This window comes from Terrabacter sp. MAHUQ-38 (assembly GCF_014518425.1).
Lineage (GTDB): Bacteria > Actinomycetota > Actinomycetes > Actinomycetales > Dermatophilaceae > Terrabacter.
Genome location: NZ_JACVCU010000003.1, coordinates 349626 through 374371, shown reverse-complemented (window position 1 = coordinate 374371; position 24746 = coordinate 349626). Strand labels below are relative to the sequence as shown.

Sequence of the window (24746 nt, the reverse complement as noted above, 5' to 3'; positions counted from 1 at the left end):
ACACATCTCGTCCCCGCTTGCCGCCAGCACTGCGACTGTCTCGAATCATGCTCAGGCTCTTGACATCCAGGCCAGAACCCCGTCACAGTTCCCAACTGGAAGCGTTTCCAACACCTTCCCCCTCCGGCTTGGAGGGCATGGTCGGCGACACGAGGTGGCCGACTCCTTCGACGGCGCAGGAGAATCGAATGCACAGGTCAGGTATCAGCTCTCGTCCGACCCGCCGAGTCGTCATCGGCATGTTCGGTGCCCTTGCGGTGGCCGGCGGCGCCGCGTGCTCGGCGCCGGGCCCGGCCGCCTCCACTGGCGCAGCCGCGGACTCCACGCCCACGTCGGTGAGCACGTCGATCGGCACCGAGCCGGTCACGCTCAAGCTCTACGACGGGCAGGGCCTCAAGAACGTCGACGATGTGCTCATCGCCGCATTCACCAAGAAGCACCCCAATGTGACGATCACGCCCACCTACGACCCCGACAACGTCACCACCCAGAACCAGCCGCGGCAGCTGGCCTCTGCCACGCCGCCGGACCTCGTGCGCGTCATCTCGGTGACTGCCGGGACGAAGAACAACCTGCTGACGAACCTCGACGCGTACGCCGCCGCATACGGCTGGGACAAGATGCCCACCTCGCAGCTGTCGCAGTTCCGAGCCAAGGACGGCGTCGCCGGCTCGGGGTCGCTCTACGCGAAGGCCAGTGGCTTCACCATGACGGGCCTGTACTACAACAAGAAGCTCGCCGCGCAGGTCGGCATGACGACACCCCCGGCATCCATCGAGGAGCTCACGGCCCTCATGGACAAGGCGAAGGCGGCCGGTCTGACCGGCATGGTCGTGCACAACAAGGAGGGTGGCGGCGTCTTCCCGTTCCAGCTGCTCATCAACTCCTCGATGGGTCCCGAGAAGGTGTCGCAGTGGGTGTTCAACGCGCCCGGCGCGACGATCAAGACACCGGAGGCCATCGCGGCCGCGAAGCAGGTCCAGGACTGGAACGCGGCCGGCATCTTCCCCGCGTCGGTCAACGCGCTGGACGCCACGGCTGCCAACGCGATCTTCGCCAACGACAAGGGCCTCTTCTTCCCGTGGGGCAACTGGGAGGCGGCCAGCCTCGACAAGACGATGCCGCGTGAGGTCGGCTTCCTGGCCATGCCGCCTGCCACCGCCGGAGGCAAGGTCGCGGCGATGTCCGACGCCGCCACGGCCTTCGGGATCCCGTCGAGGTCGAAGAACAAGGACGCCGCGGCGGCCTTCCTCAACTTCCTCTCCAGCGACGAGGCGCGCCAGATCGCCATCGACAACGGCTTCATGCCCAGCGGGCTCGAGTCGCAGGCCGCACCCACCATCAAGCAGGGATCCGTCCTGGCCGACGTCACCAAGGCCTTCGCCGAGGTCTCGGCCGCCGGCGGTCAGGTGCCCTTCGTCCAGAACGCCACCGCCGGCATCTCCAACCGCGCCTGGAACCCGGAGACCCAGCTGCTGCTCGGTGGCAGCTCCACCCCGGAGCAGTTCGTCACCGACGTCCAGGCCAAGTACGAGGAAGAGCTGAAGCGATGAGCGCCGTCGACGGGCTCACCACGCCGGTCGACGTCGCCGACACCGTGTCCGCCACCGCGCCGCGTCGCGGATCCCGACGCGGGGCTGGCCTCGGCGACCGGTTCAGGGGAACTGCACTTCCCAGCCGCGCTCGCTGGGCGGGCTGGCTCTTCGCCCTCCCGGCCCTGGTCATGTACGCCGTGTTCGAGCTCTACCCGATCATCACGGCGGTGCAGTACTCGTTCTTCGACTGGGACGGCATCAGCGTCGCGACCCCGGTCGGCGTCGAGAACTACGTGCGCGTCTTCACCGAGCCCCAGCTGGTCGCGTCGATCGTCCACGCGTTCATCCTCATCATCTTCTTCACCTTCCTGCCCGTGCTCCTCGCTCTCGTCGTTGCCTCGATCGTTCGCGAGATCAGGTCGAAGGTGGCCGGCGCTGTCGCACGAACGCTGATGTTCCTGCCACAGATCATCCCGGGCGCCGCGTCCGCCATCGCGTGGACGTGGATGTACTCCCCGGACGGTGCCGTGAACCAGATGCTGCGAGCCTTGGGACTCGGCTCGCTCGCGCGCCCGTGGCTGGGCGACTTCACGTGGGCGCTGCCGGCCGTCGGCGTCATCGGCACCTGGCTCGCGACGGGCCTGTGCACGCTCCTGCTCATGGCCGGCATCGGGAAGATCGACGGGAGCCTCTACGAGGCGGCATCACTCGACGGCGCCGGCCGCATCCAGCAGTTCCGCGCGATCACCCTGCCGGGGCTGCGCCAGGAGATCGGCGTCTGCATCACCATCACGATCATCGCCGCGCTGGCCAGCTTCGACGTCGTCTTCATGTCGACGCAGGGCGGGCCGGGCTACGCCACCCAGGTGCCGGGCGTGCAGGTGTACCAGCTCGCCTTCACGGAGAACCGGATCGGCCAGTCTTCCGCCCTCGCGGTCGTGCTGAGCCTCATCGTGCTCGCCGTCATCCTGCCCATCCAGCGCTTCTTCAAGGAGAAGTGATCCCGATGCTCGACCGCCTGCGCGACACCGCGCCGAAGACCATCCTGCTCACCGCCGCCGCGCTCTTCTCGGTGTTCCCCCTGCTGTCGATGTTCTCAGCGGCACTCCAGCCGCAGGGAACCGCGCCAGCGGGCATCACCTTCCCGACCAGCCCGCACTGGCACAACTTCGTCGACGCCTGGAACGTCGCCAACATCACCACACTGGTGAAGTCGAGCGCCATCCTCGTCATCGGCGTCGTCCCAATCGCGATGCTCATCTCCTCGATGGCCGCGTACGCCATCGCGCAACTCCGGATCCCGCTCGGCAACGTCTTCTTCCTGCTGCTGCTCCTCGGGCTGACGCTGCCGTACGAGATCGTCGTCGTGCCGCTGTACTACCAGATGCAGCAGCTCGGCCTGCTCAACACCCAGCTCGGGCTGATCCTGCCGCTCATCGGCCTCAACATGCCATTTGCCGTGTTCTGGATGCGCACACACTTCCAGTCCGTGCCCCTCGAGATCTCCGAGTCGTCCTCCATCGACGGTGCCGGGCCCTGGAAGGCGTTCCAGCACATCCAGCTGCCCCTGGCGGTCCCCGCGCTGGCATCGCTCGGCGTGCTGATGTTCCTCAGCACGTGGAACCAGTTCCTGCTCGCGATCGTGCTCATCGACGACCCGAACAAACGGACCATGGCCGGCGCCCTCCAGGGCTTCGTCGGCGCCCACTCCACCGACGTCGTGCTGCTGAACGCAGGGGCGCTGCTCATCATGGCGCCGACGATCCTCGTCTTCCTGATCTTCCAGAAGTACTTCATCCAGGCCATGCTCGCCGGGGCCGTCAAGGGCTGAACCTGCCCGTGCCACCTCGGGCCGTCGCCGCCGACGCCCGTTCAGTGCCGGCGGCCACGGATTTCCATCCACGCAACACTCCTGTAGGAGACACCCATGCCCGCCCACAGATCCGCCACCACCCCTACATCCGACTGGTGGCGTCAAGCGGTGATCTACCAGATCTACCCGCGGAGTTTCGCCGACGCCGACGGGGACGGCATCGGCGACCTGCCCGGCATCCGCAGCCGGCTGGACTACCTGAGCAGGCTCGGCATCGACGCGATCTGGCTGAGCCCGTTCTACCCCTCACCACTGGCCGACGGCGGCTACGACATCACCGACCACCGTGACGTGGACCCGCGTCTGGGCACGCTCGACGACTTCGACGCACTCGTGGCCGATGCACACCAGCGCGGCGTCCGCATCATCATCGACATCGTTCCCAACCACACGTCCGACCGGCACCCCTGGTTCCTCGAGGCAGTCGCGGCCGGTCCAGGCTCGCCCGCCCGAGAGCGCTACATCTTCCGCGACGGCAGCGGACCCGACGGCCGTGAGCCGCCGTCGGACTGGAGGTCCCACTTCGGGGGTCCTGCGTGGCACCGTACGGCGGACGGGCAGTGGTACTGCCACCTCTTCGCGCGCGAGCAGCCCGACCTCAACTGGGCCCACCCCGAAGTCCGGGACTACTTCGAGGACACACTGCGCTTCTGGGCAGACCGCGGCGTCGACGGGTTCCGCATCGACGTGGCCCACTCACTCGCCAAGGACCTGAGCTCCCCCTTGCGCAGCCAGCCCAACCTCGACGGGATGCTGCCACTCGACGGGTCGGACCCCCTCTACGACCGCGACGAGGTCCACGAGATCTACCGGTCGTGGCGCCGGATCTTCGACGAGTACGACCCGCCCCGCATGGCTGTCGCCGAGACGTGGCACCCGACCTCCAGCCGCACCTACCTGTACGCCCGCGCGGACGAGCTCGGGCAGATCTTCGACTTCTCCCTGCTCAAGGCCGACTGGCACCCCGACCAGTTCCGCACCGTCATCAGCCGCTCCCTCGGTGAGCACGCCGGCGTCGGTGGAGCGCTCACGTGGGTGGTCTCCAGCCACGACGTGCCCCGGCATGCCACCCGCTACGCCCTTCCCGTCGGCACCGACCTGGACGCCTGGCTCCGCAGCGACGGCACACACTTCCCGCTCGACGAGGCGACCGCCCAGCGGCGTGCTCGCGCGGCCACCGTCATGATGCTCGCCCTGCCCGGCTCGGCATACCTCTACCAAGGCGAGGAACTCGGCCTCCTCGAGGTCGCCGACCTCCCAGTGGACGCCCTGCAGGACCCCGTCTACGAGCGCACAGGCCACCGGCTAAAGGGTCGTGACGGCTGCCGCGTGCCGCTGCCTTGGACCGTCGACGGCAGCTCCTTCGGGTTCGGCAACAACGGCGCCTGGCTGCCCCAGCCCGACTGGTTCGCCACCTACGCCGCGTCCTCCCAGGACGGACACCCCGGTAGCTCCCTCGAACTCTACCGACGAGCAATCACCCTACGACGCAAGCTCGCCGACACCGACGGCTTCTGCTGGGTCGACAGTGGCGACGCCCAAGTACTCCGCTTCGCCCGCGCCGAGGACTGGCAGTGCATCGTCAACTTCTCCGCGCACACCGTCCCGATACCCGGCCGGCTCATCCTCACCAGCGACCCCGCTGGCATCCCCGACCGCACGGGCCAAAGCCACACACTCCGACCCGAGACCGCGGCATGGTTCACACCGATGAACTAGGCCACCGGCCAGCCCAACGTCACCAGCCGGTTGGTCGGAACGCAATGACCAGGCCGACCAACCAGCTCGACAGGAGGGAGAGCGACCAAGGAGGCGTTCATGCCTGACCATGCTGCTTCGGGGGCAGCGGTCGCAGCGGCTCTACACCCTCGTCGGGAAAACGATCGATGGCGAGCGTGGCGGCGAGACGCCGTCGTCTACGAGGTCTACCTGCGGAGTTTCCTCGACTCCGACGATGACGGCGAGGGCGATCTCAACGGTCTGTATAGCCGGCTGGACAACCTCGTCGAGCTCGGCGTAGACGCCATGTGGACCGTGCCCTGGTTCCCCTCGCCCATGCCGACGGCGGACACGACGTCTCGGACTACCGCGACGTCGAGCCCCGGTACGGCAGTCTCGACGGGTCGAACCGCCGGCCTTCCGACTTTCAGCCTGGGTCTCGCCCGGACGGCCGCAGTCTCAGTTCTAGTCTCTTTCGGGCCGGGTCGCGCTCGTTCATAGACGTCCGCGGGTGGCCCGTGCGAGCGTGCACGACGCTCCGAATCCAGTCGTGAACGCCGTTGCACAGACCTCGAAAGCGTGTGTGGGGGTGACTCCACCGTGGGTTCAAATCCCACCGCCACCGCCAAATGACTGAGGGACCCGACACGCTTTTCGTCGGGTCCCTCAGTCATTCTGTTGACGCTGCGGGATTTGGGAGGAGCCGGAGCGAAGCGGAGGCGACGGCTCCCACCGCCACCGCGAACGACGGCTCCCACCGCCACCGCCAACGTGATGTCTCAGGACATCGGCGACAGTGGCCCTACGGAAATGTAGGCCACTGTTGTTTTGTCTGGGGTGTTGTGGCTGGAGGTGGCGCTGCGGCTCAGCGGCTGGTGCCGAGGCGCACGGGGGCAACCGCGGGGCCGGGTGTCAAGCGCTGCCGACGGCGGCTGGTGAGGATGGTGACGCCGACGATGACGGCGAATGCGTAGAAGACCGTTGCCGCCGCGAACACCGTCGCGTAGCCATGGGCCGCGAGGGCGGCAACAGGGGTGGCATCGTGATGCACGGCGGCGCCGTACACGACGGTGAGAAGCGCCAGCCCGAGCGATCCGCCGAGCTGGTGGGCAGTGTTGACCAGCCCGGAGGCTGCACCGGCGTCGTCCGGCTCCACCTCGGCGACGCCGAGCTCGGTGAACAGGATGATCGCGATGCCCTGGCCGACGCCCAGTACGAGCAGTGGCAGAAGGATCCACGGCCAGAACGCGGTGGTCGCGTCGATCCGGCTCAGCCATGCCATCCCCGCCAATGCCGTCACCAGGGAGGCGAGGAGCAGCGCAGGACGGCTGAGCCGTGACCCGATCCCACGGACCACGTAGACCATGGCGAAGAACATCCCAGTCATGGGGATGAACGCGAGCCCGGTGGCCAGGGGACTGAGACCGCGCACGTTCTGGAGGTACTGGGACAGGAAGTAGAACGTCGAGAACATCGCGCCGACGATCAGGATCCGGCCGAGGTATGCCCCCGAGCGCTGCACGCTGGCGAACAGTCGCAGAGGCACCACTGGTTGCGGCGTACGACGCTCGACCGCCACGAACGCCGCGATCAGGCAGACGCCGACCGTGAGCGGCAGTGCAGTGCGTACGTCGGTCCAGCCCGACTGGGCGGCCTCGACCAGCCCGAAGACGACCGAGGACATGCCGAGGGTGATGCTGACCGCACCGAGCACGTCGACCTGTCCCTGCTTTCGCGGGGTCTCGGGCAGGTAGCGGGGAGCGAGCACCAAGATCGCCACTCCGATCGGGACGTTGACGATCAAGCCCCAGCGCCAGGAGAGGTACTCGGTGAACAGACCGCCCACGATGATCCCGATGCTGCCGCCCGCGCCGATCACGGCGCTGTAGACAGCGATCGCGCGGGCGCGCTCCTGCGGCGCCGGGAAGCTGGTCAGCAGCAGGGCCAGCGTGGACGGGATCGCGAAGGCAGAGGCGAGGCCCTGGAAGGCTCGCGCGGCGATGAGGATGCCGGCGCCCGGGGCGAGACCGGCGAGCAGGGATGCGGCGGTGAAGAGCGCTACGCCGCTGAGGAAGACGCGACGGCGGCCCAGCAGGTCGCCCGCGCGGGCCCCCAGAAGGAGAAGCCCACCGAAGACCAGGACGTAGCTGTTCTGGATCCACGACAGGGACGACTCCGAAAAGCCGAGCTCAGTCCGGATGTGGGGCAGCGCGGTCGTGACGATCGAGGCATCGAGCGCCATCATCAGCTGGCACCCGAGGATCACGGCGAGGACGACGCCTCGCCCGTCGCGGGCGGGTTGGTCGAGGGACACGAGCACTCCTTGGTAAGTAACTGGTTGGTTGTTTCAAGTGAAGCACTGTGTGGCTTCAGATGCAACTAACTAGTTACTTGCTAGAGTGGGCGCATGTCCAGAGACGCAGACGCGACCCGCACCCGGATCCTCGACGCTGCGGCGGTGGAGTTCGCGGCGTACGGGATCGCCGGGGCCCGCGTCGACCGGATCGCGGAGAGCGCGGCAGCCAACAAGGCGATGATCTACAAGTACTTCGGCAACAAGGAGGAGCTCTTCGATGCTGTGTTCGCCGCTCGAGCGCTCGCCTTCGTCGACGCCGTCGAGTTCGACGCGACCGACCTCCCGGGGTACGCCGGGCGTGCCTTCGACCTCTACGAGCGGTATCCCGACACCCTCCGGCTGACGACCTGGTACCAGCTGGAACGCCCCGAGGGTCGGCTGCCGGCGATCGTGGAGTCCAACAATGCGAAGCTCGCCAAGATCGCGGCCGCGCAGGACGCCGGAAGGCTGACGACCGACTACTCGCCGCTGGAGCTGCTCACCGAGGTCCGTGCGATCTCGATGAGCTGGCACCTGCACACGCCAGAACTGGCGCTGGTGCGTCGCCCCAGTCGGGCGAGGTGCCGCGAGATGGTCGTCGAGAGCGTCCGTCGAATCGTCGGTGAGGCCTGAGCGACTCGGGTCGTCCGGAGGCCCGCGGACCTGTCTGCACCGGTCTCGCACGTCGGACGACGCCACGGCTACGTCCAACTCGTCGAACGTCGCGGCTGCGGCGGGATTGGTTTGCCAGCGCCTGGGCACGCCGAGGACCGCAAGAAACTCCGCACCGCCACTTCGTGCGAGGCCCAGCCACTCGGACCGTGCGTGGCAAAGTGTGGCAGGAGGATCGATGGAGACCGTTTGCGCTCAACGCTCCCAACACGTTTCCACGGGTCAGCCCGGCAATGCCAACATCGACCACTACCTCCCGCTGAGAGTGCCGCGCTTTCCTTGGACCGCGCTCCATAGACGGTCTTTTCTGGAGCATCGACGACGCGCCGGGAAAGTTGGGTCAAAACGCCCAGTCCTAACCCGTTGGAGGGGCGGCGCGGAACAGTCGACTCTCGGCCCCCCGTAGCTCCGCGCGGGGTTGGCGGCCTCGTATTCGAGCTAGGAGGCCACGTGCGACAAGCTCGCTGAACGCAGCGACGCGCTCGTGGGACCAGAGGGCGTACCGGAAGCAGGGTTCGGCTGGTCGGGTCGCGATCAGCAGCCTGATCTTCCCCGACCTCTCGAGCGACGGCATCGGGGCGTACGCCGTGGGCGGCACGGTCGACGCGAAGGTGGTGGCGCGGGCGGTCAAACTGAAGCCGCGACTGGCCCGGGTCTATGCGGCCCCCGGGCCAGTAGTCGCCGAACTGGCCCAGTCTCAGTTCTAGTCTCATTCGGGTGCAGTCGGGTACGTTCACCGACGGGCGCGGCGCTACGCGCATGCGCCGACCCTCCCATCCGGGGGCGAACGCCGTCGCACAGTCCTCGAAAGCGTGTGTAACAGTGACGCCCGCACGATTCCTATGCCTGCCCCGCCTCGCGATACCGGGTTGGGACGACCACGCTCGTCGGGCTGCTGACCGGCTTATTGCCACAACGCCCCTGACTCGAAGGCGGATCCGCAAGTGCGCCCTGATTGCGGGATCGGACAGCTCCTGCACATGCCTTGTCTTGGCGGCGACACCACGTCCGGAACGGATCCGGCGGTGAGCTCAAAGGCGCTTTGTCCGGGACCAGCACCCGAGTGACGGGTCAAGCCTTTGATTGGGGACTCGCTGGCGGGAGGTTGGCCGAGACCCGCGCCGAGCTTAGCGACCGCTGCTTGTCGTCGGGCTCGACGGGTCCGTCCGCCACATGAACAACCTCAAGTCCGTGCTGACGTACGAGGGCACCGTCGAGATGCAGACCCTCGTCGTCGGGCAGGTCATGACGGGCCAGTCCGCGTTCCGCTGAGCGCGACGCTGGGCTCCGAGTCTCCATTTTGGCTGACGCCGGGGGACACAGTCGCTGTCAGTGGTTTCCTCGGGCGATGTGCACGGCGGCGACGCCTTCCGCGGGAAGGGTGATGGTGAAGGTGGCCTCTCGGGACCCGCCGCTGCCCTGCAGATCGAGGTTGCGCTCGTGGAGCTCGCTGGCGTCGTCGAGTGCCCGCAGCTGGGCCCGGGTCGGGTACTCGGGGGAGCCCAGGTCGAGCCATTCGCGGTATGGGTTGGTGTGGTCCTCGTCGATGCGCTGGATCCGAGCCTTGGCGCCGGGTGCGACCCCGCTGACGTTGACGGTGAGCGTGGCGGTTTCGGCGGGCGCCTGGTTCGGGCCGGCGAGGACGTGGTTGTACAGCAGGACGTCGACCGCGCCGTCGTCCTTGGCCACCGCGATGCCGCCGACCGTGGCCGGGGCCCCGGTGAGGGTGAGGGGGACCCGGCGGTCACCGGTGTGGTGCAGGATCTGCAGCAGCCGGTACAGCGGTTTCTTGATTCCGTGGATGGTCTGCAGTCCGAAGCCGCCGTGGAACGGGTTGTCTGCCTGGGTCAGCTCCTCGTAGATGTCGCTGAAGGTCCAGACGGCCAGAGCATCGACGACTCCGACGGTCTCGACGACGGTACGCAGGAAGCTGGCTGCGGCCTCAGATGTGTCGAGCTTCGGGTGGTTCGTCGAGGACACGTTCACCTCGGTGATGTACAGCGGAAGTCCCGCTGGGGTGTCGGCGCGGTTCTGCCTGAAGAAGCTGGCTGTCCCTTCTGGCCCGATACCGCGGTCGGTCTCGTAGCCGTGGGCTGTGCCGAAGTCGACCGGCACCTTGTTGGCCGTCGCCCACTGCATGAACTCCCGGTAGTACTGCGTCCCGAGCGTGCGCGGCGGCCCGAAGGAGAACTGGCCGGCGGAGGTGGCCGGGCCGCCCACCTGCAGGGAGGCGTCGACGTTCTTGATGGCTTCGGCGGCGGCGCGGTAGAGGTTGAAGTACGACTGTTGGTCTCCGTCGTAGAACGTGAAGAGATTCGGCTCGTTCCACACCTCGAAGGGCCACTTGCGCACCTCCGCGAGGCCGTAGCGGTCGACCATGTGCTTGGCGAAGGCGCCGACGAGATTCCCCCAGGCGGCGAAGTCCTTGGGAGCCATCTGGTTGAAGTCGAACAGGAGGCCGCGGAAGGGCGGGGCGCTCGCCTGCAGCGACTCGGGCATGCTGCTCAGCTCCACGAAGGGGTGCATGCCCTGGTCCACGAGGGCGTCGTAGATCTGGGTGATGTTGAACCAGGAGTAGTTGTCCTGGGTGTACGACGGGTTGCGGGTGCGGCCGCCGTTGTAGGTGGCGTTGGCCGTGCTCATGGAGGTGTTGAAGATGCCATGGAACCGCAGCGACTCGATGCCTAGCTCGTCGTGGCAGGTGAACAGCTGGTCCTGGTAGTCACGCCGTAGGGCCTGCTTGGCCCAGTCCCCGGCGATGGCGCGCTCCCACACGTGCGGGAAGGCCGACGTCCCTCGCGTGAGGTCCACCAAGGCGCGCGGACCCGTCGCCGGGGCGGCAGGTGCGGCAGCTGCGGGGGAGCTGAAGAGGCCAGAGGTAAGGGCCGCGCCGGCGGCCGCTGCACCGCCGAGCAGAGCATGGCGCCGGGTCAGGGATCGGGGGGAGTCGTCGGGCTGCGGGTTCATGTGAGCTCCATCGTCGGTCCCCGAGGCGGTCACCGGGAACGGTAGGGCGGCTCTCACACCCTGTCAATAGAGAACGTTGCGTTCTCTATCTGTTGGTCGAGGCATGCGGCAAGGATCCTTGGCGCGGTCCTTGCAGTCAGCTGTGGCAGGCCGCTCGGAGGACGGGCAGCCAGATGGCGTCAACGATCTCGGTCACCAGATCAAGCGTGGGGGCGCGTCCACTCAGCAGGTAGTGATAGTCGACCAGCGCGTTGCCCAAGTGCAGGACGGAGCGCTCCGGCTGGCGGGGCCCGAGGCTGCCGTCCTCACGAGCTCGCGTCACGATTGCGTCCACGATCCCAACAGTAGGCCCGTTGAGCCCATGGTCACCGAGCTCTTCGCCGCGTGGCAGCATCGGCTCGCTGACGAGGCCGCGAATCGACTCCCCGAAAGGACCAGCCACAAAGCGCGCCGAGCTGTCGAGATACGCAATCAGGTCCTCGCGGAGCGATCCGGTCGACACCCACTCCGAGCCACTGTGCACGGCCATCCGCGCCGCCGCCTCACGCACCAGCGTCGCCTTGTTCGGCCACCGCTTGTAGATCGCGGCCTTGCCCGTACCGGCCCGCTCGGCAACTCGCTCGATGCTGAAGCCCGCCCAGGCATGCTCCCGCAGCTCGACCCAGGCCGCATCAAGAATCGCGCCACGCAGCATCTCGCCGCGACGTCGCGGCCTCACCACACGGCCATCGGACACAGCCCATCCCTCCTACTCGCGGCGCCGTCGTCTGGCGACTCACTGAAATCCTGTCACCCGTGGCTCAGGCCGCCGTCGGCGCAGCCCGTCCGAGGGTGGGCCGCGCGTCTCAGCGTGCAAGAAGGGGTCGGCCCTGATATTCGACGATTCCATAGGAATTGGTTAGCAGATCCGTACTCCTGCGACATCGGCCACAGGTGGAAGTGGCCGGGACGGCACTCGCCCGGGCAGGCGTCGCGCGTGCGGAATCGGAGTCGGGCGCGCTCTGCCTCAGAAGCTCGCGAACGCTGTGGTGGCTGCTGGTGGCGTCCCGGGAAGTGACCCCCTCCACGAGGCCCCCGACCGGGACGCCGAGCACAAGGTAGCCGGGGATGATAATGGTTCGCAGCGTTTTGCGACCGCCGCCCCCACGACCTGCGCCACACGGCGGCCAGTCTCTGGATTGCGGCGGGTGTCGACATCAAGACCGTGTCCTCGTGGCTCGGTCACTCGACCGCGAAACTCACCCTCGACACGTACGGGCACCTCATGGGGACGGACGCCGACAGGGCGGCCCTCGATCGGGTCAACAAGTCTCTCGGGAACCCCACGGGCACCCGGCCGGGATCGGTTCGTCCGCTGTCCGCGGAAGGCGGCACCGAAAACACGCTCTGACCTGCGAAAACGTGTGGTGCCCCCGGCAAGATTCGAACTTGCGACACCCGCTTTAGGAGAGCGGTGCTCTATCCCCTGAGCTACGAGGGCGGGGCATGGCTGAACCTCGCTGAGACCTCGCTGCAGCCGCGGTAACCCACGCTGTAACGAGACCCTGCCGAGCCGGCCAACGGAGACAGGCTACTGGACCCAGGCGGCCGTCTCGCGCACGGCCGGCACCGGCACCATTGGGCGCGGCATCTGCGGCCAGTGCGTGCGTCTGACTACGGATCAGGACAGACTGCCACCCGCGCCGCGGGCGCGCGTCTTGGCCGCGATCGCTGTCGGCGTTCCCGGGTGCACGGCGAGCTACCGGGGGGACATGATCGAGAAGCTCTTGCAGCGTCTGGGCCGCTCGGCAGACAGGTATCCCGATCGTGAGCCGCGGGAAGGGGCGAGTTCTGGGTCGTCTTGGTGGGTGACGGAATGGCTCGAATCCGTTGCGGGAGATCGGTGTCGGCATCGGTGTTGGAGCCACGGTCCTCGGCGGCATCCGCGGCCTCTGCGGAATGGCGATGATCGTCGTCTCTGTACGTCGCAGGCGCACACCGCCACCGGGGCGGCGCCAACCGCGTGAAGGGTGACAGTCCCGAGGCCCTCACTGTGCGGCATGGTCCACCTCTCGTCCTGAACGCGGCTCGCGGGCTCGGAGACTGGTTGGAGGATCGACGTCCGAGATCCGCGCCTCGGAGGACGAGATGGAGGCCACCCCGCTGGTGGGGTGACCTCCATCGTGCTCTCGCGTCGTCGACTACCTCACGCTGAGCTGGCTGATCCGCGTACCCCAGTTGGCCAGGGCCGTTCGCGTGCCGCCGCACGAGCCGAACGGGGCCGCCTGGTACTGCGCGAGCGTGCACGACTGGGCGATGTACTCGGAGGCCGTCCAGACCGTCGTGCCGTCAACGGCTGCTGCGCCGTAGTCTCCCCACCGCGGCCGCGGTGGGTTGCCGAACGCCTTGTAGCCACTGAAGCCGTCCTGCGGACCGACACCCTCGCGTGCGATGTGCACGGCTGCCGTGCCGGCGATTGCGTCGATCGTCGTGTAACCAGCGCTCGGGTAGTGGTCGGCGCCGACCACCGTGAACGCCATGACGCCGCGGCCGCTGCTCGTGACCCCGATGGCCGGGTAGGTGACGTTGTTGCCCGCGAGCCCGAGGTAGCCGTTCAGGGTCAGCTTCGCCGTCACCGTGCCGGCGGCCGTGACGCCGGGCGTCACGACGAACCACGCGACACCGGCCTGGTTGTGGCCGTCGACAGTGAGCGCGGTGTCGAGCGCCCCCCACAGCTTGCCGTTGGCCCACGTCACCTGCTGCATGCGGGTGTCGTTGCTGTCGAGCGGGGACTCCACCTCGGGGGCGAGGTGGTCCGGGGCGCCGAGGACGAGCCGCGCGCACTTCGGCACGTTGAGGCACTCCGCGAGCGGCACCGGGCCGGCCTTCTGGGCCGAGCGCGGTGGCACGGCATACGGGTTCACCGCGAGGGTGACGTGGCTCAGCCGCAGCGACGGGGTCGACGCGAGCGAGGCGGTGTTCGTCAGGCCCCAGACGAGCAGCTGGTTCGACGAGCCGGAGCCGTCGGCCTCCTCCGCTGCGTTCGAGCTGAGGAAGTACTCGGTGCCTCCGGCAGAGGTCGCGAACTGGTCTGGCGACGAGACGGCAGGCCACACGGTGAAGCCCGGGTGACCTGCATCGAGGCCTGCGGTGTCGAGTTGCGTGACGGCCACGGTGGATGCACCGCTCGCGAGCGCCTGCTTCGAGAACGCGTAGATCTGTGCACCGTGGAAGCCGTCGGCGAAGAAGGGGTACTCGTTCGTCGTGATGTAGAAGCCGCTGGCGTCGGCCCCGATGTGCGGGTAGTCGCCGAGGCAGAAGCCGCCCGCGCAGTGGTGGTCGGGCGTTCCGGCCGTTCCGTTGTCCTGCACGGCGACCCGGTAGAGGGTCCACGAGCCGGTCGGGTCGGACGACATGCTGACGGCCGTGTCGAGGTGGTTCGTGCCGGTGAAGGCGCCGTCGGCATCGACGTCGAGGGTCAGCACCGTGACAAACCAGCGCTGCGTCGCCGCGTCGAAGATGCAGCTGGGGTCGGTGACGAAGGGGCCCTGGGCGCCCGTCGTGCGGTTGATCGCCGCGGCGTAGCCGTAGAAGGTGTTGAGGTCGATGACACCGGTGAGCGGGTTGCCCGACGTGTCGTAGACGCGCAGTACATCGTTGACGGTCTCGAGCACGCGGCCGTTGCCAACGCACAGGCCCTGGTCGGGCGGCTCGAGAGAGAACTGGTTGCCGCCGTTGGCGAGTCTCTGCTGCCGGTGGTCGAGCCCGTCGAAGCCGCCTGTGAGCTCAGCATTCGACTTCGTCGTCCCGGCGCTCGCGACGCTCGAGCCGCTTCGACCCGGGCGGCTCGCCGCACGGTTCGTGATGGTGACGTCCGAGGGGACGGTGCCCGCGTCGGACTCCGTGCCACGGATCTCGGGGAAGGCCAGGCCGTCCGGGCCGCCGGGCACGCCCCCGATGCTCGTGGTGCCGCTACTGCTGATCTGGCGGGTGGTGCCACCGGAGTCGCTCGCCACCGCCGACTGCGGACCGACGGCGAACGCGCCCCCGGCCAGGGCGAGAACGGCGACAGCCGTCCCGCCGAAGGACTTCTTGAACGACCACCGCACGCCCATGACGCCTCCACGAAGAGAGAGCGGGACGGCGACGGTGACCTGGTGTCACTCCCGGATCCCAAGGTAGGACTCCGCCACGTTGCTGTCATGCGTTATCCGATCCGCGGTTCGTCGCGACGCGCGCACGCGGGGGGAGCGAGTGCACCGACTCGGCCCGGCTGCGCCCAAAACGGGATGAGTTGCACGAGTTGACAGTTCATGATTGCGAGCGCCTCGCTGACCCGTCTGGCGAGGCGCCGGTCTCTTCGACCAAACGGCTGCGCAGGCCACGGCGCAGGTCGACTCTTGTGAGATGGGCGGCCCAGGGCGTGCCGCTCAAACCACAGGAAGGAAGGGAACATGAAGGGCACGACTCGATTTGGCCTGGCCGGCCTCGCGGCCGCGTCGGCGATCGTCTTGGCCGCAGGACCGTCGCTCGCCACCGAATGCGTCAACGCGAGCAAGCCGTCGCAGGCAGGGATCCAGGTCCTCCTCGGGCCCAGCGGCATCGAGTGGTCGACCGCCGGCGTGGCCACCCGGATCTCCCAGGGACTGATCGACCCTGACACCGGCGCAGGCTTCCACGGGCTCATCGGGTTCGACTTCGACGGAGACGGAACCGTCGACTTCCAGACCTTCGTCGTCGGACGCGATGACGAGATCCCTGAGCTGGCACAGTTCAACGGCCCGAGCTGTCACGGGATCACGAACGTGGCCATCTACTTCGCGGAATGCGTCTAGTCACGCAAGGGCCTGGTTGAGGTCGTCCCGACCGGCTGGTCGGGCGGCGTGGGCATCCGCGCCGCCCGGGCGGCCGGAGCTACACCTTGGCGTTGAACATCCCGAGCCGGTCGGTGCTGAGGTTGGGAAAGACCGTCGTCGACGGGAGCATCGCGCGCCGCTCGAGCGCCTCCGCGAGGATCGTGCGGTAGTCCGTCGTGCCGGCGAGATCTCCGGCATCGAGGTTCGCCGGGGCGAGGCCGGGCCACTGCCCGTAGACGCGTCCACCGCGAACGCCGCCGCCCATGACGAGCGAGACGTTGCCGTGCCCGTGGTCGAGTCCGCCGGAGCCGTTCTCGGCGACGCGACGCCCGAACTCGCTGAGCGTCACGAGGGTGACCTCGCCCATCTGCGCGCCGAGGTCCCGGTCGAACGCCGCGAGCGCCTGCCCGAGCTCGGTCAGCTGACGGAACATCCAGCCGGAGTCGCTCGCGCCGAGGTTGGTGTGCATGTCCCAGTTGCCGACGTCGATCGTGGCCGCGCGCAGCCCGACCCGGGCCTTGATGAGCCGGGCCAGGTCACGCAGCGAGTCACCGACGGCACCCTTGGGGTAGAGGGCGCCGTTCGCGGGCGTGTAGCCCGCGGCATTCACCTGGGTCATCGTCGTCAGCGCACCGAGCGCCACCTGGGTCGGTCCGGCGAGCGTGGCCGACGTGCCGGCATACATGGCGTTCAGCGCGGTCGACCAGCGAGCCCGCTCGGCGTCCGTGTCGGCGCCGGCGAGCTTGAAGCTGTCGACCGTGCGGATCGCGAGCTCGGCGTTGGGGCCGATCATCGACGGCGGCGTCGAGGACGAGCCGACCGCGGCGGCGGAGAACGTCGAGACGGGCCCGCTCAGCCCGATCATCCGGTCGAGCCAGCCGGTGCGCAGCGTCGACCCGGGTGCCGCGTTCTCCATCGTGGCCATCGCCTCGAAGTGCGACCGCGTCGGGTTGACCTGGCCCACGGCGTGGACCGCTGCGAGCGCGCCGCGGTCCCAGATCGCCTTGAGCGGCGCTAGCGCCGGGTGCAGCCCGAAGAGGCTGTCCAGCTTGATCGCCCGTGAGGCCGGGACGGCGATCGAGGGACGAGCGGTGAAGTATGCCGGGTCGCCGACGGGAGCGACCGCGGACAGTCCGTCGAAGCCCCCGCGAAGGCTGAGGATGATCAGGGTGTCTCCGGTGTATGCCGTACCGGCGAACGCGAGCTGTGTCGCCGCGCTGGGCCCGGCGACACCGACGACGGCGCCGAGCGCCCCGAGCGCGCCGGCGCCGGCGAGCAGCGTGCGGCGGGAGACCTGGGAGGCGAGCGCCTGTCCTTGCGGGCAGCCGCACTCCTGCAGCTGGGGCGTCGACCTCGTGGGTGTGCTGGTCATGGTGGTCCTCAGCGGATCGCGAAGTTCGGGGAGTCGAGCAGGAGGGCGACGACGGACGGCAGCCGCCAGGTGACGGCGGCCGAGCCCGCTGTGAGGGCGTCCGTGGGCGCGTGGTCGAGGAAGCGGCAGATCGCGTCGCGCTGCACGGTGGTCAGCGTGACGAGCAGCTTGCTCGCGAGCGCCGTGACGAGGGCGCCGTACGTGGCGGGCAGGGTCGCGGGCAGCATGGTGGACAGCGCGGGCCGCTTCATCGATGTCAGGGACCAGTTGCCCGCGACCCCGAGGTGGAAGTTCCAGCGGTTGAGGGTGCTCGTCGCGCCACCCCACGCTGCGGCGACGTCAGGGTAGCCGTTCGGCGCCGGCCACCCCATCGGGGGCTGCCCGAGGCCGTGGAGCGTCCACACGAGGTGGCGCAGGTCGCTGTCGCCGGACGTCGTCACCGGTGGCGGCGTCAGACCGAGGATGCGGACCGTGGCGAGGGCGTCCTCGTATGGCGTGCGGACCTTCAGCCCCGCGGACGCCGCGAACTCCGGCGAGAGGAAGAGGGCTCTCAGAACCGGAGCGATCGCCGTCGCGTTGGCGAGGTACACCTGCGCGAGGGTGCTGACGAGCGTCGCTGGGGGAGCGTCGGACACGAACCGCGTGGCGAGCTTCGTCGCGATGCGGGTTGCGGTCGCCGGGTGGTTGGCCAGGTAGTTCAGGTAGCCGCCGGCGACGGACTCGCCACCCTCGGCGCTGGTGTTCGCGTGGCTCCAGCCCATGACTCGGAGGGCCCCGACGTAGCGGCGCTGCGGCTTGTAGGAGAAGAGCCCCGACTCGGAGTCGACGCTCAGCCCTGTCAGCGTGAGCGCCGACATCTTCACGTCCGCCTCGGTGAACTGTCCGATGCCTACGGTGTGCAGCTCGAGCAGCTCCCGCCCGTAGTTCTCGTTGGGTGCCTTCTTCGTGCTGTCGGCGTTGTCGAGCACCTTGAGCAAGGAGGGGTGACGTGCCGCGGCGATGAGCATGTCGGAGTACTTGCCGAGCGCGTGTCGGCGGATCACGTCGCGCTGGAACAGGTGCGAGCTGTCCCACACCTCACTGCTCGGCACGGGGACGACGAGGTGGTTGGTCCAGAAGTCGACGGCGGTCTCGAGCACCTGGCGTCGGGAGAACAGCGCCCGGGCGAGGTGGGCCTCGAGGAGGTCGTCCATGACGGCCCAGGTGTCGCCGGGGGCGAGGCGTTCGCGCACCTGCCACGTCTTCCAGCCGAGTCGCGGCCACCGCGTGAGGAGCGCGTCCATGTCTGCATCCGGCACCTTGGTCGTCGGAGCGAGCTGCGCGTCGAGCCACGCGGTCGTCCCCATCGTGCGGACCTCGGCGACCAGTGCGGGTGTGGGCCCGAACGTCGCACGCCGGAGGAGGTGCAGGACGGGATCGTCCGCGGTCGTTGCCGTAACAGCCGCCGGCGCCGCTACCGCAGTGGCCGCGGACCCCGCGGCAGCGTGTGCGAGGGCCGCCGTTGCTCCGCCCCCGAGGCCCGAGAGCACGCGCCGCCGCCCGGGCGCGGCGAACGCCGCTCCTCGTGGCGAGGGCGACGCGGGAGTCTGAGCAGTCATGGCGGCGACGGTACCCAGCAGATCTCACAAGCGTTCCGGAATCGGACAAATCGGTCAGTGGAAGCGCGGCAAGGCCCACACGGCATACGGCCGGAACCACGAGACCCCGGCCCGCTCGAGGAGCGGGCCGGGGTCCTGAAAGCAGCGACGCGTCAGTGCGACGCGACGTGACGGGTCACTGGAGGACCGGAGCGCCGCCCTGCCCGACGGCCTTGGGCGAGGGGCCGTACTGGTTGTCGCCGTGGCTGTCCTGGGCGGCGAAGACGATCAGGACGATCGCGCCGACGAGCGGGACCAGGCCGATGAGGACCCACCAGCCGCTGCGGCTGGTGTCGTGCAGGCGGCGGACCGTGACCGCGAGGTTCGGCAGGAACGTCGCCAGGACCAGGAGCCCCGAGATGATGCCGACCCTGCCCGGTTCGGTGCCCAGGCCACGGTCGATGAAGCTGGCGACGAAGTTCGCGATGACGACGGCCAGGAGCCAGAACCAGTACTCCGAGCGGCGGGCGCGCCCTGAGAAGGTCACGTACTTCGACAGGACGGTCTTGATGGCGTCGACGAACGACATTTTGAGTGCCTCCATGGCAGTGCGACTGTGCGTTGCTACGCCCTGTGGGCGCGAAACGTACCTAACCACCTCGGTGGTGCGCCCGGGTCCTTCGACACATCTCATTTTGGGGTCGGGCGTCCCGCTGTGCGCGCGGGCCGCCGCTGGGCAACGGCGAGCGCGGCGTGGCAGCATCCAAGGGTGACGAGTCGACCCGCCGACGAGCAGCGCCTTCGCGACCTGGCGCGGCTGCGCCGGGTCCGCGACCGGATCGACCGCGAGTACGCCCAGCCGCTCGACGTCGAGGCGCTCGCCCGCGACGTCCACATGTCGGCGGGCCACCTGAGCCGCGAGTTCCGCGCCGCATACGGTGAGCCGCCCTACGCGTACCTCATGACCCGGCGCATCGAGCGCGCCATGGCGCTGCTGCGCCGCGGCGACCTCAGCGTCACCGAGGTCTGCTTCGCGGTCGGTTGCTCGTCGCTCGGCACGTTCAGCACCCGTTTCACCGAGCTCGTCGGGGTGCCGCCCAGCGTCTACCGGCGCGAGGCCACGGAGGCCACGGACGGCATGCCGGCGTGCGTCGCGAAACAGGTGACGAGACCGGTCAGGAATCGAGAAGCGCCGGCCACCGAGTCCCACCTAGCGTGACGTCCATGGACATCACCATTCACCAGAGCTATCTGCCGCAGGACGACCCGGACGCCGCGCTCTCCTTCTGGCGCGACACCCTCGGCTTCGAGGTCCGCGGCGACGTGGGCTACAACGGGATGCGGTGGATCACCGTGGGACCCGTCGGCCAGCCGGCCACCTCGATCGTCCTGCACCCGCCGGCCGCCACCCCGGGGCTCACCGACGACGAGCGCCGGGCCGTCGCCGAGATGATGGCCAAGGGCAGCTTCGCCAGCATCAACCTGGCCACGACGAACGTCGACGACACCTTCGAGGCCGTGGCCGCGAGCGGCGCCGAGGTCGTCCAGGAGCCGATCGACCAGCCGTACGGCGTGCGCGACTGTGCCTTCCGCGACCCCGCCGGCAACATGGTGCGCATCCAGCAGGTCGGCTGACGCGGCGGAGCGTCAGGTCGCCGACGGAGACCCCCGACGCCGGTCGGGAATCAGTGTCCTGTGGGTCTGTCGGTGGCCTGCGCCCCGACGTTCGTTCGTTAGCCTGCTGGAATGACCGACGCCCCCAGGACCGACCCTGCCCGCGAGGCCGAGTCGCCCTCGGGCGATCCTCGTGCCGATCGCGTGGGCGCCGCCGTCCGGACGTGGCAGCGCACCCTCGTCGACCTCGGCGGCCGCAACACGCTGCTCTGGTACCGCGACCTGCCCTCCGGCACGCTCGACCTGACGACCGCGCACCCCGGCGGTGTGTCGATGCTGCTCGCGGGGCGCCGCACGCGGTTGTCCGACCTCGTCCGCGAGCCTGTGGCCTTCGAGGAGGCGCGCCGCCGGGCCCGGGCGATCCGCTCCAAGGCGCTCGAGCTGCGCGAGGAGCGGGGCATCGCGGCCGGCTTCGTCGCGATCGGCATGGCCACGTGGTCGGTGCCCCGCGCGGCGCGCCCGCCGGCATCACCCCTGCTGATGCGCTCGTGCGTGCTGCGTCCCACGGGCGCGGCGCAGGAGGACTTCGAGATCGACCTCGGCCCCGAGGTCGAGTTCAACCCGGTGCTGCGCGAGTACCTCCGCTCCGAGCAGGGCATCGAGCTCGACGGTGACGCGCTCGCCGACCTCGCGACCGTCGGCAACGGCTTCGACCCCTACCCGGTGTATGCCGCCCTCGGCCGGGAGTGCGAACGCGTGCCCGACTTCGCGATCTCCCCACGCCTCGTGCTGGGCACCTTCTCCTACGCCAAGCTGCCGATGGTCGCCGACCTCGCCCTGCAGGGTGACACCCTGGCCGACCACGACGTCGTCGCCGCGCTCGCGGGTGACGAGTCGGCGCTCGCGGCGGTGCGGCTGCGCCTGCCCGACAGCGAGGCCGATCCCGACCCGGAGCACGAGCACCTCGTCCTCGACGCCGACTCCTCGCAGCACGCCGCCATCGACGCCGTCCGGGCGGGCGCGCACCTCGTCATCAAGGGGCCACCCGGCACCGGCAAGTCGCAGACCATCGTCAACCTCATCGCCTCCCTCGCGGCCGAGGGCAAGTCGACGCTCTTCGTCGCCGAGAAGCGTGCCGCCATCGACGCCGTCCTGAGCCGCCTCGACCGGCTGGGCCTCGGCGACCTCGTCCTCGACGCCTACGACGGGCCGACCAACAAGCGCGCGACGGCCCAGCAGTTCGCCCGGAGCCTCGAGGCCGCCGTCGAGAACGACGGGGCAGCTGCCGACCGCACGACCTCGACCCTCCGCGACCGGCGCGCGCGGCTGCAGACCCACCTCCGTGCCCTGCACGACGTCCGCGCGCCATGGGGCGTGTCCGCGCACGAGGCACAACAGGCTCTCGTCGAGCTCGGTACGCGTACGCCTCCGCCCACGTGCCACGTGCGGCTCACCGGCCGCGACCTGGCGGCCGTGAGCCGCACCCGTGCCGTCGAGCTCGGCCGCCGGCTGCGCGACGCCGCGGGCCTCGGCGCGTGGACCCGCGAGGGGGACGACCCGTGGTTCGGCGCCCGCATCGTCACCCCCGACGACGCGGCGCGCGCGCTCGACATCACGACGCGACACAGCACCGGTGGCATCGACGCGGCCGCCCGCGAGCTCAACGCGATCATGGCCGAATCCCGTGTGCCCGAGGCGAACTCGCTCGAGGACTGGAAGTCCGCCTTCGAGACGATGTCCCGCGTCCGAGAGACGTTGGAGGTGTTCCGCCCTGAGGTCTTCGACATCCCGCTCAAGGAGCACATCGCCGCGACGGCCACCCGCGACTGGCGCGAGGCGCGCGACATCGACATGGGCTGGGTCGCCCGGTGGAAGATCCGCCAGCAGACCAAACGCCTGCTGCGGCCGGGCCGGCCCCCGGCGAACCTCCACGAGGAGCTCGTGTCGGCGAGCGAGCAGCGTGACCACTGGTTCGCGCTCGTCGGTGGCGGCGGCCGGCCCGAGATCTCGCCACGGCTCGACGAGGGGCTCACCCTCCTCGGCGCGCTCACGGCCGACCTCGAGTGGCTCGACGCGCGGCTCCAGGTCGGCAGCGACGGCCAGACCCTGACGTCTCTCCCGCTGCGCGACCTGCGTGGACGCCTCACCGACCTTGCCAGCCGCCCCGACCGCATCGCGGTGCTCCCGCAGGTGACCACCGCGCTCGACGAGCTGCGGGCCGTCGGGTTCGGCGGCGTCGTCGACGACCTCGCCCGGCGCGGAGTCGCGACCGACCACGTCATCGCCGAGGTCGAGCACGTCTGGTGGGCCTCGCTCGCGCAGGAGATCACGGTGCGCGACCCGGCCTACGGCGCGCACGACGGTGCCGGGCTCCGGCGCGACGTGGCCGAGTTCGCCGAGGCCGACCGAGCCCACCAGTCGGCCACGGTCGACCGCGTCCGCTCGGCCGTCGCGCGCAACGTCCGCGAGGTCCTGTCCGACAACCCCGCGCACGAGGCGCTCGTGCGCGCCGAGGCCGGCAAGGCCCGCCGGCACAAGCCGCTGCGCGACCTGATGCCGCAGGCGTCGACCACCCTCACCGCCATCAAGCCGTGCTGGGCGATGAGCCCACTCGTCGTCGCCTCGACCCTGCCGCCGGGCCGCTGGTTCGACGTCGTCATCTTCGACGAGGCGTCGCAGGTGCAGCCGGCACAGGCCATCTCGGCCATCTCGCGCGCCCGCCAGGTCGTCGTCGCGGGGGACGAGCGGCAGCTGCCGCCGACGAACTTCTTCACGGTCGTCTCAGACGACGAGTCCGACGCGCCGGTCGGCGAGGAGACGCTGACGGAGGGCTTCGAGTCGGTGCTCGACGTGCTCGCCGCCGCCCTGCCGACGCGCAACCTCACCTGGCACTACCGCAGCCGCGACGAACGCCTCATCGCCTTCGCGAACCAGGCGATGTACGAAGGGCGCCTCACGACCTTCCCCGGCACCTCGATCGACTCGGCCGTCACGTTCGAGCCGGTCGACGGCCAGGCCGACGTCCAGCCGGGTGTCGACACCATCGAGACGACCGACGGCGAGGTCGCCCGCGTCGTCGAGCTCGTCCTCGACCACGCGCGCACCCGGCCCACCGAGTCGCTGGGCGTCATCGCGCTCGGGATCAAGCACGCCGACCGGCTCGAAGACGCCGTCACGGAGGCGCTGCGCACGGCGCCGGACGTCGCGGACTTCTTCGACGACGCCCGCGACGAACGCTTCTTCGTCAAGAACCTCGAGCGCGTCCAGGGCGACGAGCGAGACGCCATCGTCCTCTCGATCGGTTACGGCAAGACGCCGCACGGCCGGGTGCTCCACCGGTTCGGGCCGCTCAACATCGAGGGAGGGGAGCGGCGCCTGAACGTCGCGATCACCCGCGCCCGGGCACGGATGACCGTCGTCTCTGCCCTGCGCGCCGCCGACCTCGACCCCAGCCGGCTCAAGGCCCGCGGGGCGGTCATGTTGCGTGACTTCCTCGCCTACGCCGAGAGCCGCGGCGCCGCCGGCGACGACGAGACGCCCTTCGCCGCGGCCCCCGTCACGACCGACCCGCTGCGCCACGACCTCGCCGAGCGGCTGCGCCGCGAGGGCCTGACCGTCCACGAGGACTATGGCACCGCCAACCACCGTATCGACATCGCGGTGGAGGACCCCTACCACCGCGGGCGTGCGCTTCTCGCTGTCGAGACCGACGGCGACCGGTATGCCGCCCTGCGCAGCACTCGTGACCGTGACCGTCTGCGGCCCGAGCAGCTCACCCGCCTCGGCTGGGTGCACGAGCGGGTGTGGAGCACCGACGTCTTCCGTGACCCCGCACGCGAGATCGCTCGCCTCGTCACCGTCGCGCGCTCGTCGCAGCCGCCCGCACCACCGGAGATCAGCACCCCTGACCCCTCCTCCGTCGAGCCGACAGACGAGGCCGGCGCAGCGGAACCAGCGCCACGCGACCCGGGTGACGGTGACGACGCACCCGCGACCGCGCCGGCCGCCGCCCCAGAGGCTCCGAAGCGCAGACGTCGCAGGGTCTTCCGTAAGGGGACTGGCGCAGCGGCCGACCACGCAGAGGAGGCGGACGCCGGGGCGGCCGAGCCCGGCGCCGCACTCCGGCGCGGCAGCGACGAGCTCGACCTCGGGTGGGGTGAGCGTCCCGGCGGCTCGGGGGTCGGCGACCGCTGGCTCGAGGAGCAGCGTCCTCCGCACTACGAGTGAGGGGGCAGCGTGCGGGCCGA

The 24746-nt window shown here is 69.5% G+C and carries 18 protein-coding genes and 1 tRNA gene; 11 read left to right on the top strand and 8 right to left on the bottom strand.

From position 1 onward, the window contains the following. Nucleotides 1-188: 188 nt before the first annotated feature. The 5 genes from H9I49_RS12780 (at nt 189) to H9I49_RS24465 (ending at nt 5628) form a co-directional block, all read left to right on the top strand. Nucleotides 189-1553: an ABC transporter substrate-binding protein gene (locus H9I49_RS12780; RefSeq protein ID WP_188030752.1), complete on the top strand. Its 1365-nt coding sequence runs from the start codon at nt 189-191 to the stop codon at nt 1551-1553. After that, nucleotides 1550-2536, top strand: a complete 987-nt coding sequence (locus H9I49_RS12775) for a carbohydrate ABC transporter permease (RefSeq protein WP_188030751.1) — start codon at nt 1550-1552, stop codon at nt 2534-2536. Before H9I49_RS12780 ends, H9I49_RS12775 begins: the two co-directional genes overlap by 4 nt. A gap of 5 nt (nt 2537-2541) precedes the next feature. Beyond that, entirely contained in the window at nt 2542-3366 is an 825-nt protein-coding gene (locus H9I49_RS12770; protein WP_188030750.1) for a carbohydrate ABC transporter permease, read from the top strand. A gap of 96 nt (nt 3367-3462) precedes the next feature. Continuing rightward, nucleotides 3463-5127: a glycoside hydrolase family 13 protein gene (locus tag H9I49_RS12765; RefSeq protein ID WP_188030749.1), complete on the top strand. Its 1665-nt coding sequence runs from the start codon at nt 3463-3465 to the stop codon at nt 5125-5127. 99 nt (nt 5128-5226) lie between these two features. Continuing rightward, nucleotides 5227-5628, top strand: coding sequence for an alpha-amylase family glycosyl hydrolase (locus H9I49_RS24465; protein WP_370587556.1), 402 nt, complete (start codon nt 5227-5229; stop codon nt 5626-5628). A 364-nt stretch (nt 5629-5992) separates the two neighbouring features. Here the strand turns inward: H9I49_RS24465 and H9I49_RS12755 are convergent, their stop codons facing one another. Next, the gene (locus H9I49_RS12755; RefSeq protein WP_370587555.1) at nt 5993-7441 is read right to left on the bottom strand and encodes an MFS transporter; all 1449 of its coding nucleotides are present in this window, start codon (nt 7439-7441) and stop codon (nt 5993-5995) included. A gap of 93 nt (nt 7442-7534) precedes the next feature. On the opposite strand from H9I49_RS12755, the gene H9I49_RS12750 reads away from it, so the two are divergent. Beyond that, a complete protein-coding gene (locus H9I49_RS12750; protein WP_188030748.1) occupies nt 7535-8095 on the top strand; it encodes a TetR/AcrR family transcriptional regulator in 561 nt (186 codons plus the stop codon). Nucleotides 8096-9463: 1368 nt separating this feature from the next. Here the strand turns inward: H9I49_RS12750 and H9I49_RS12745 are convergent. Together H9I49_RS12745 and H9I49_RS12740 are read right to left on the bottom strand one after the other, a co-directional pair. Continuing rightward, a complete protein-coding gene (locus H9I49_RS12745; RefSeq protein ID WP_188030747.1) occupies nt 9464-11101 on the bottom strand; it encodes a hypothetical protein in 1638 nt (545 codons plus the stop codon). A 136-nt stretch (nt 11102-11237) separates the two neighbouring features. Then, nucleotides 11238-11837 (bottom strand): TetR/AcrR family transcriptional regulator, encoded by a 600-nt coding sequence (locus H9I49_RS12740; protein ID WP_188030746.1) that lies wholly within the window; start codon nt 11835-11837, stop codon nt 11238-11240. Between the two features lie 414 nt (nt 11838-12251). Between H9I49_RS12740 and H9I49_RS12735 the strand changes: the two genes are divergently transcribed. After that, on the top strand, nt 12252-12491 hold the full coding sequence (locus H9I49_RS12735) for a hypothetical protein (RefSeq protein ID WP_188031209.1): 240 nt from the start codon (nt 12252-12254) through the stop codon (nt 12489-12491). Nucleotides 12492-12505: 14 nt separating this feature from the next. Here H9I49_RS12735 and H9I49_RS12730 read toward each other — a convergent pair. Further along, nucleotides 12506-12581 (bottom strand) — tRNA-Arg (locus H9I49_RS12730). Nucleotides 12582-13281: 700 nt separating this feature from the next. Next, the gene (locus H9I49_RS12725; RefSeq protein ID WP_188030745.1) at nt 13282-15195 is read right to left on the bottom strand and encodes a hypothetical protein; all 1914 of its coding nucleotides are present in this window, start codon (nt 15193-15195) and stop codon (nt 13282-13284) included. A 339-nt stretch (nt 15196-15534) separates the two neighbouring features. Here H9I49_RS12725 and H9I49_RS12720 point away from each other — a divergent pair, with 339 nt between their 5' ends. Beyond that, the gene (locus tag H9I49_RS12720) at nt 15535-15915 is read left to right on the top strand and encodes a hypothetical protein (protein ID WP_188030744.1); all 381 of its coding nucleotides are present in this window, start codon (nt 15535-15537) and stop codon (nt 15913-15915) included. Between the two features lie 79 nt (nt 15916-15994). Here the strand turns inward: H9I49_RS12720 and H9I49_RS12715 are convergent, their stop codons facing one another. The 3 genes from H9I49_RS12715 to H9I49_RS12705 all read right to left on the bottom strand — a co-directional run bounded on the left by H9I49_RS12715 (nt 15995) and on the right by H9I49_RS12705 (nt 19489). Continuing rightward, a complete protein-coding gene (locus H9I49_RS12715; RefSeq protein WP_188030743.1) occupies nt 15995-17308 on the bottom strand; it encodes a DUF1501 domain-containing protein in 1314 nt (437 codons plus the stop codon). A gap of 8 nt (nt 17309-17316) precedes the next feature. Next, nucleotides 17317-18906 carry a DUF1800 domain-containing protein gene (locus H9I49_RS12710; RefSeq protein WP_188030742.1) on the bottom strand — a complete coding sequence of 530 codons (1590 nt, stop codon included), beginning with the start codon at nt 18904-18906 and terminating at the stop codon, nt 17317-17319. A gap of 175 nt (nt 18907-19081) precedes the next feature. Further along, complete coding sequence (locus H9I49_RS12705) at nt 19082-19489, bottom strand: DUF805 domain-containing protein (protein WP_255523924.1); 408 nt, start codon at nt 19487-19489, stop codon at nt 19082-19084. Nucleotides 19490-19654: 165 nt separating this feature from the next. On the opposite strand from H9I49_RS12705, the gene H9I49_RS12700 reads away from it, so the two are divergent. The 3 genes from H9I49_RS12700 (at nt 19655) to H9I49_RS12690 (ending at nt 24726) form a co-directional block, all read left to right on the top strand. Next, nucleotides 19655-20104, top strand: a complete 450-nt coding sequence (locus H9I49_RS12700) for a helix-turn-helix transcriptional regulator (RefSeq protein WP_188030741.1) — start codon at nt 19655-19657, stop codon at nt 20102-20104. Nucleotides 20105-20109: 5 nt separating this feature from the next. Then, nucleotides 20110-20520, top strand: a complete 411-nt coding sequence (locus tag H9I49_RS12695; protein ID WP_188030740.1) for a VOC family protein — start codon at nt 20110-20112, stop codon at nt 20518-20520. Between the two features lie 111 nt (nt 20521-20631). Next, nucleotides 20632-24726: an AAA domain-containing protein gene (locus H9I49_RS12690; RefSeq protein ID WP_188030739.1), complete on the top strand. Its 4095-nt coding sequence runs from the start codon at nt 20632-20634 to the stop codon at nt 24724-24726. Nucleotides 24727-24746 lie beyond the last annotated feature (20 nt).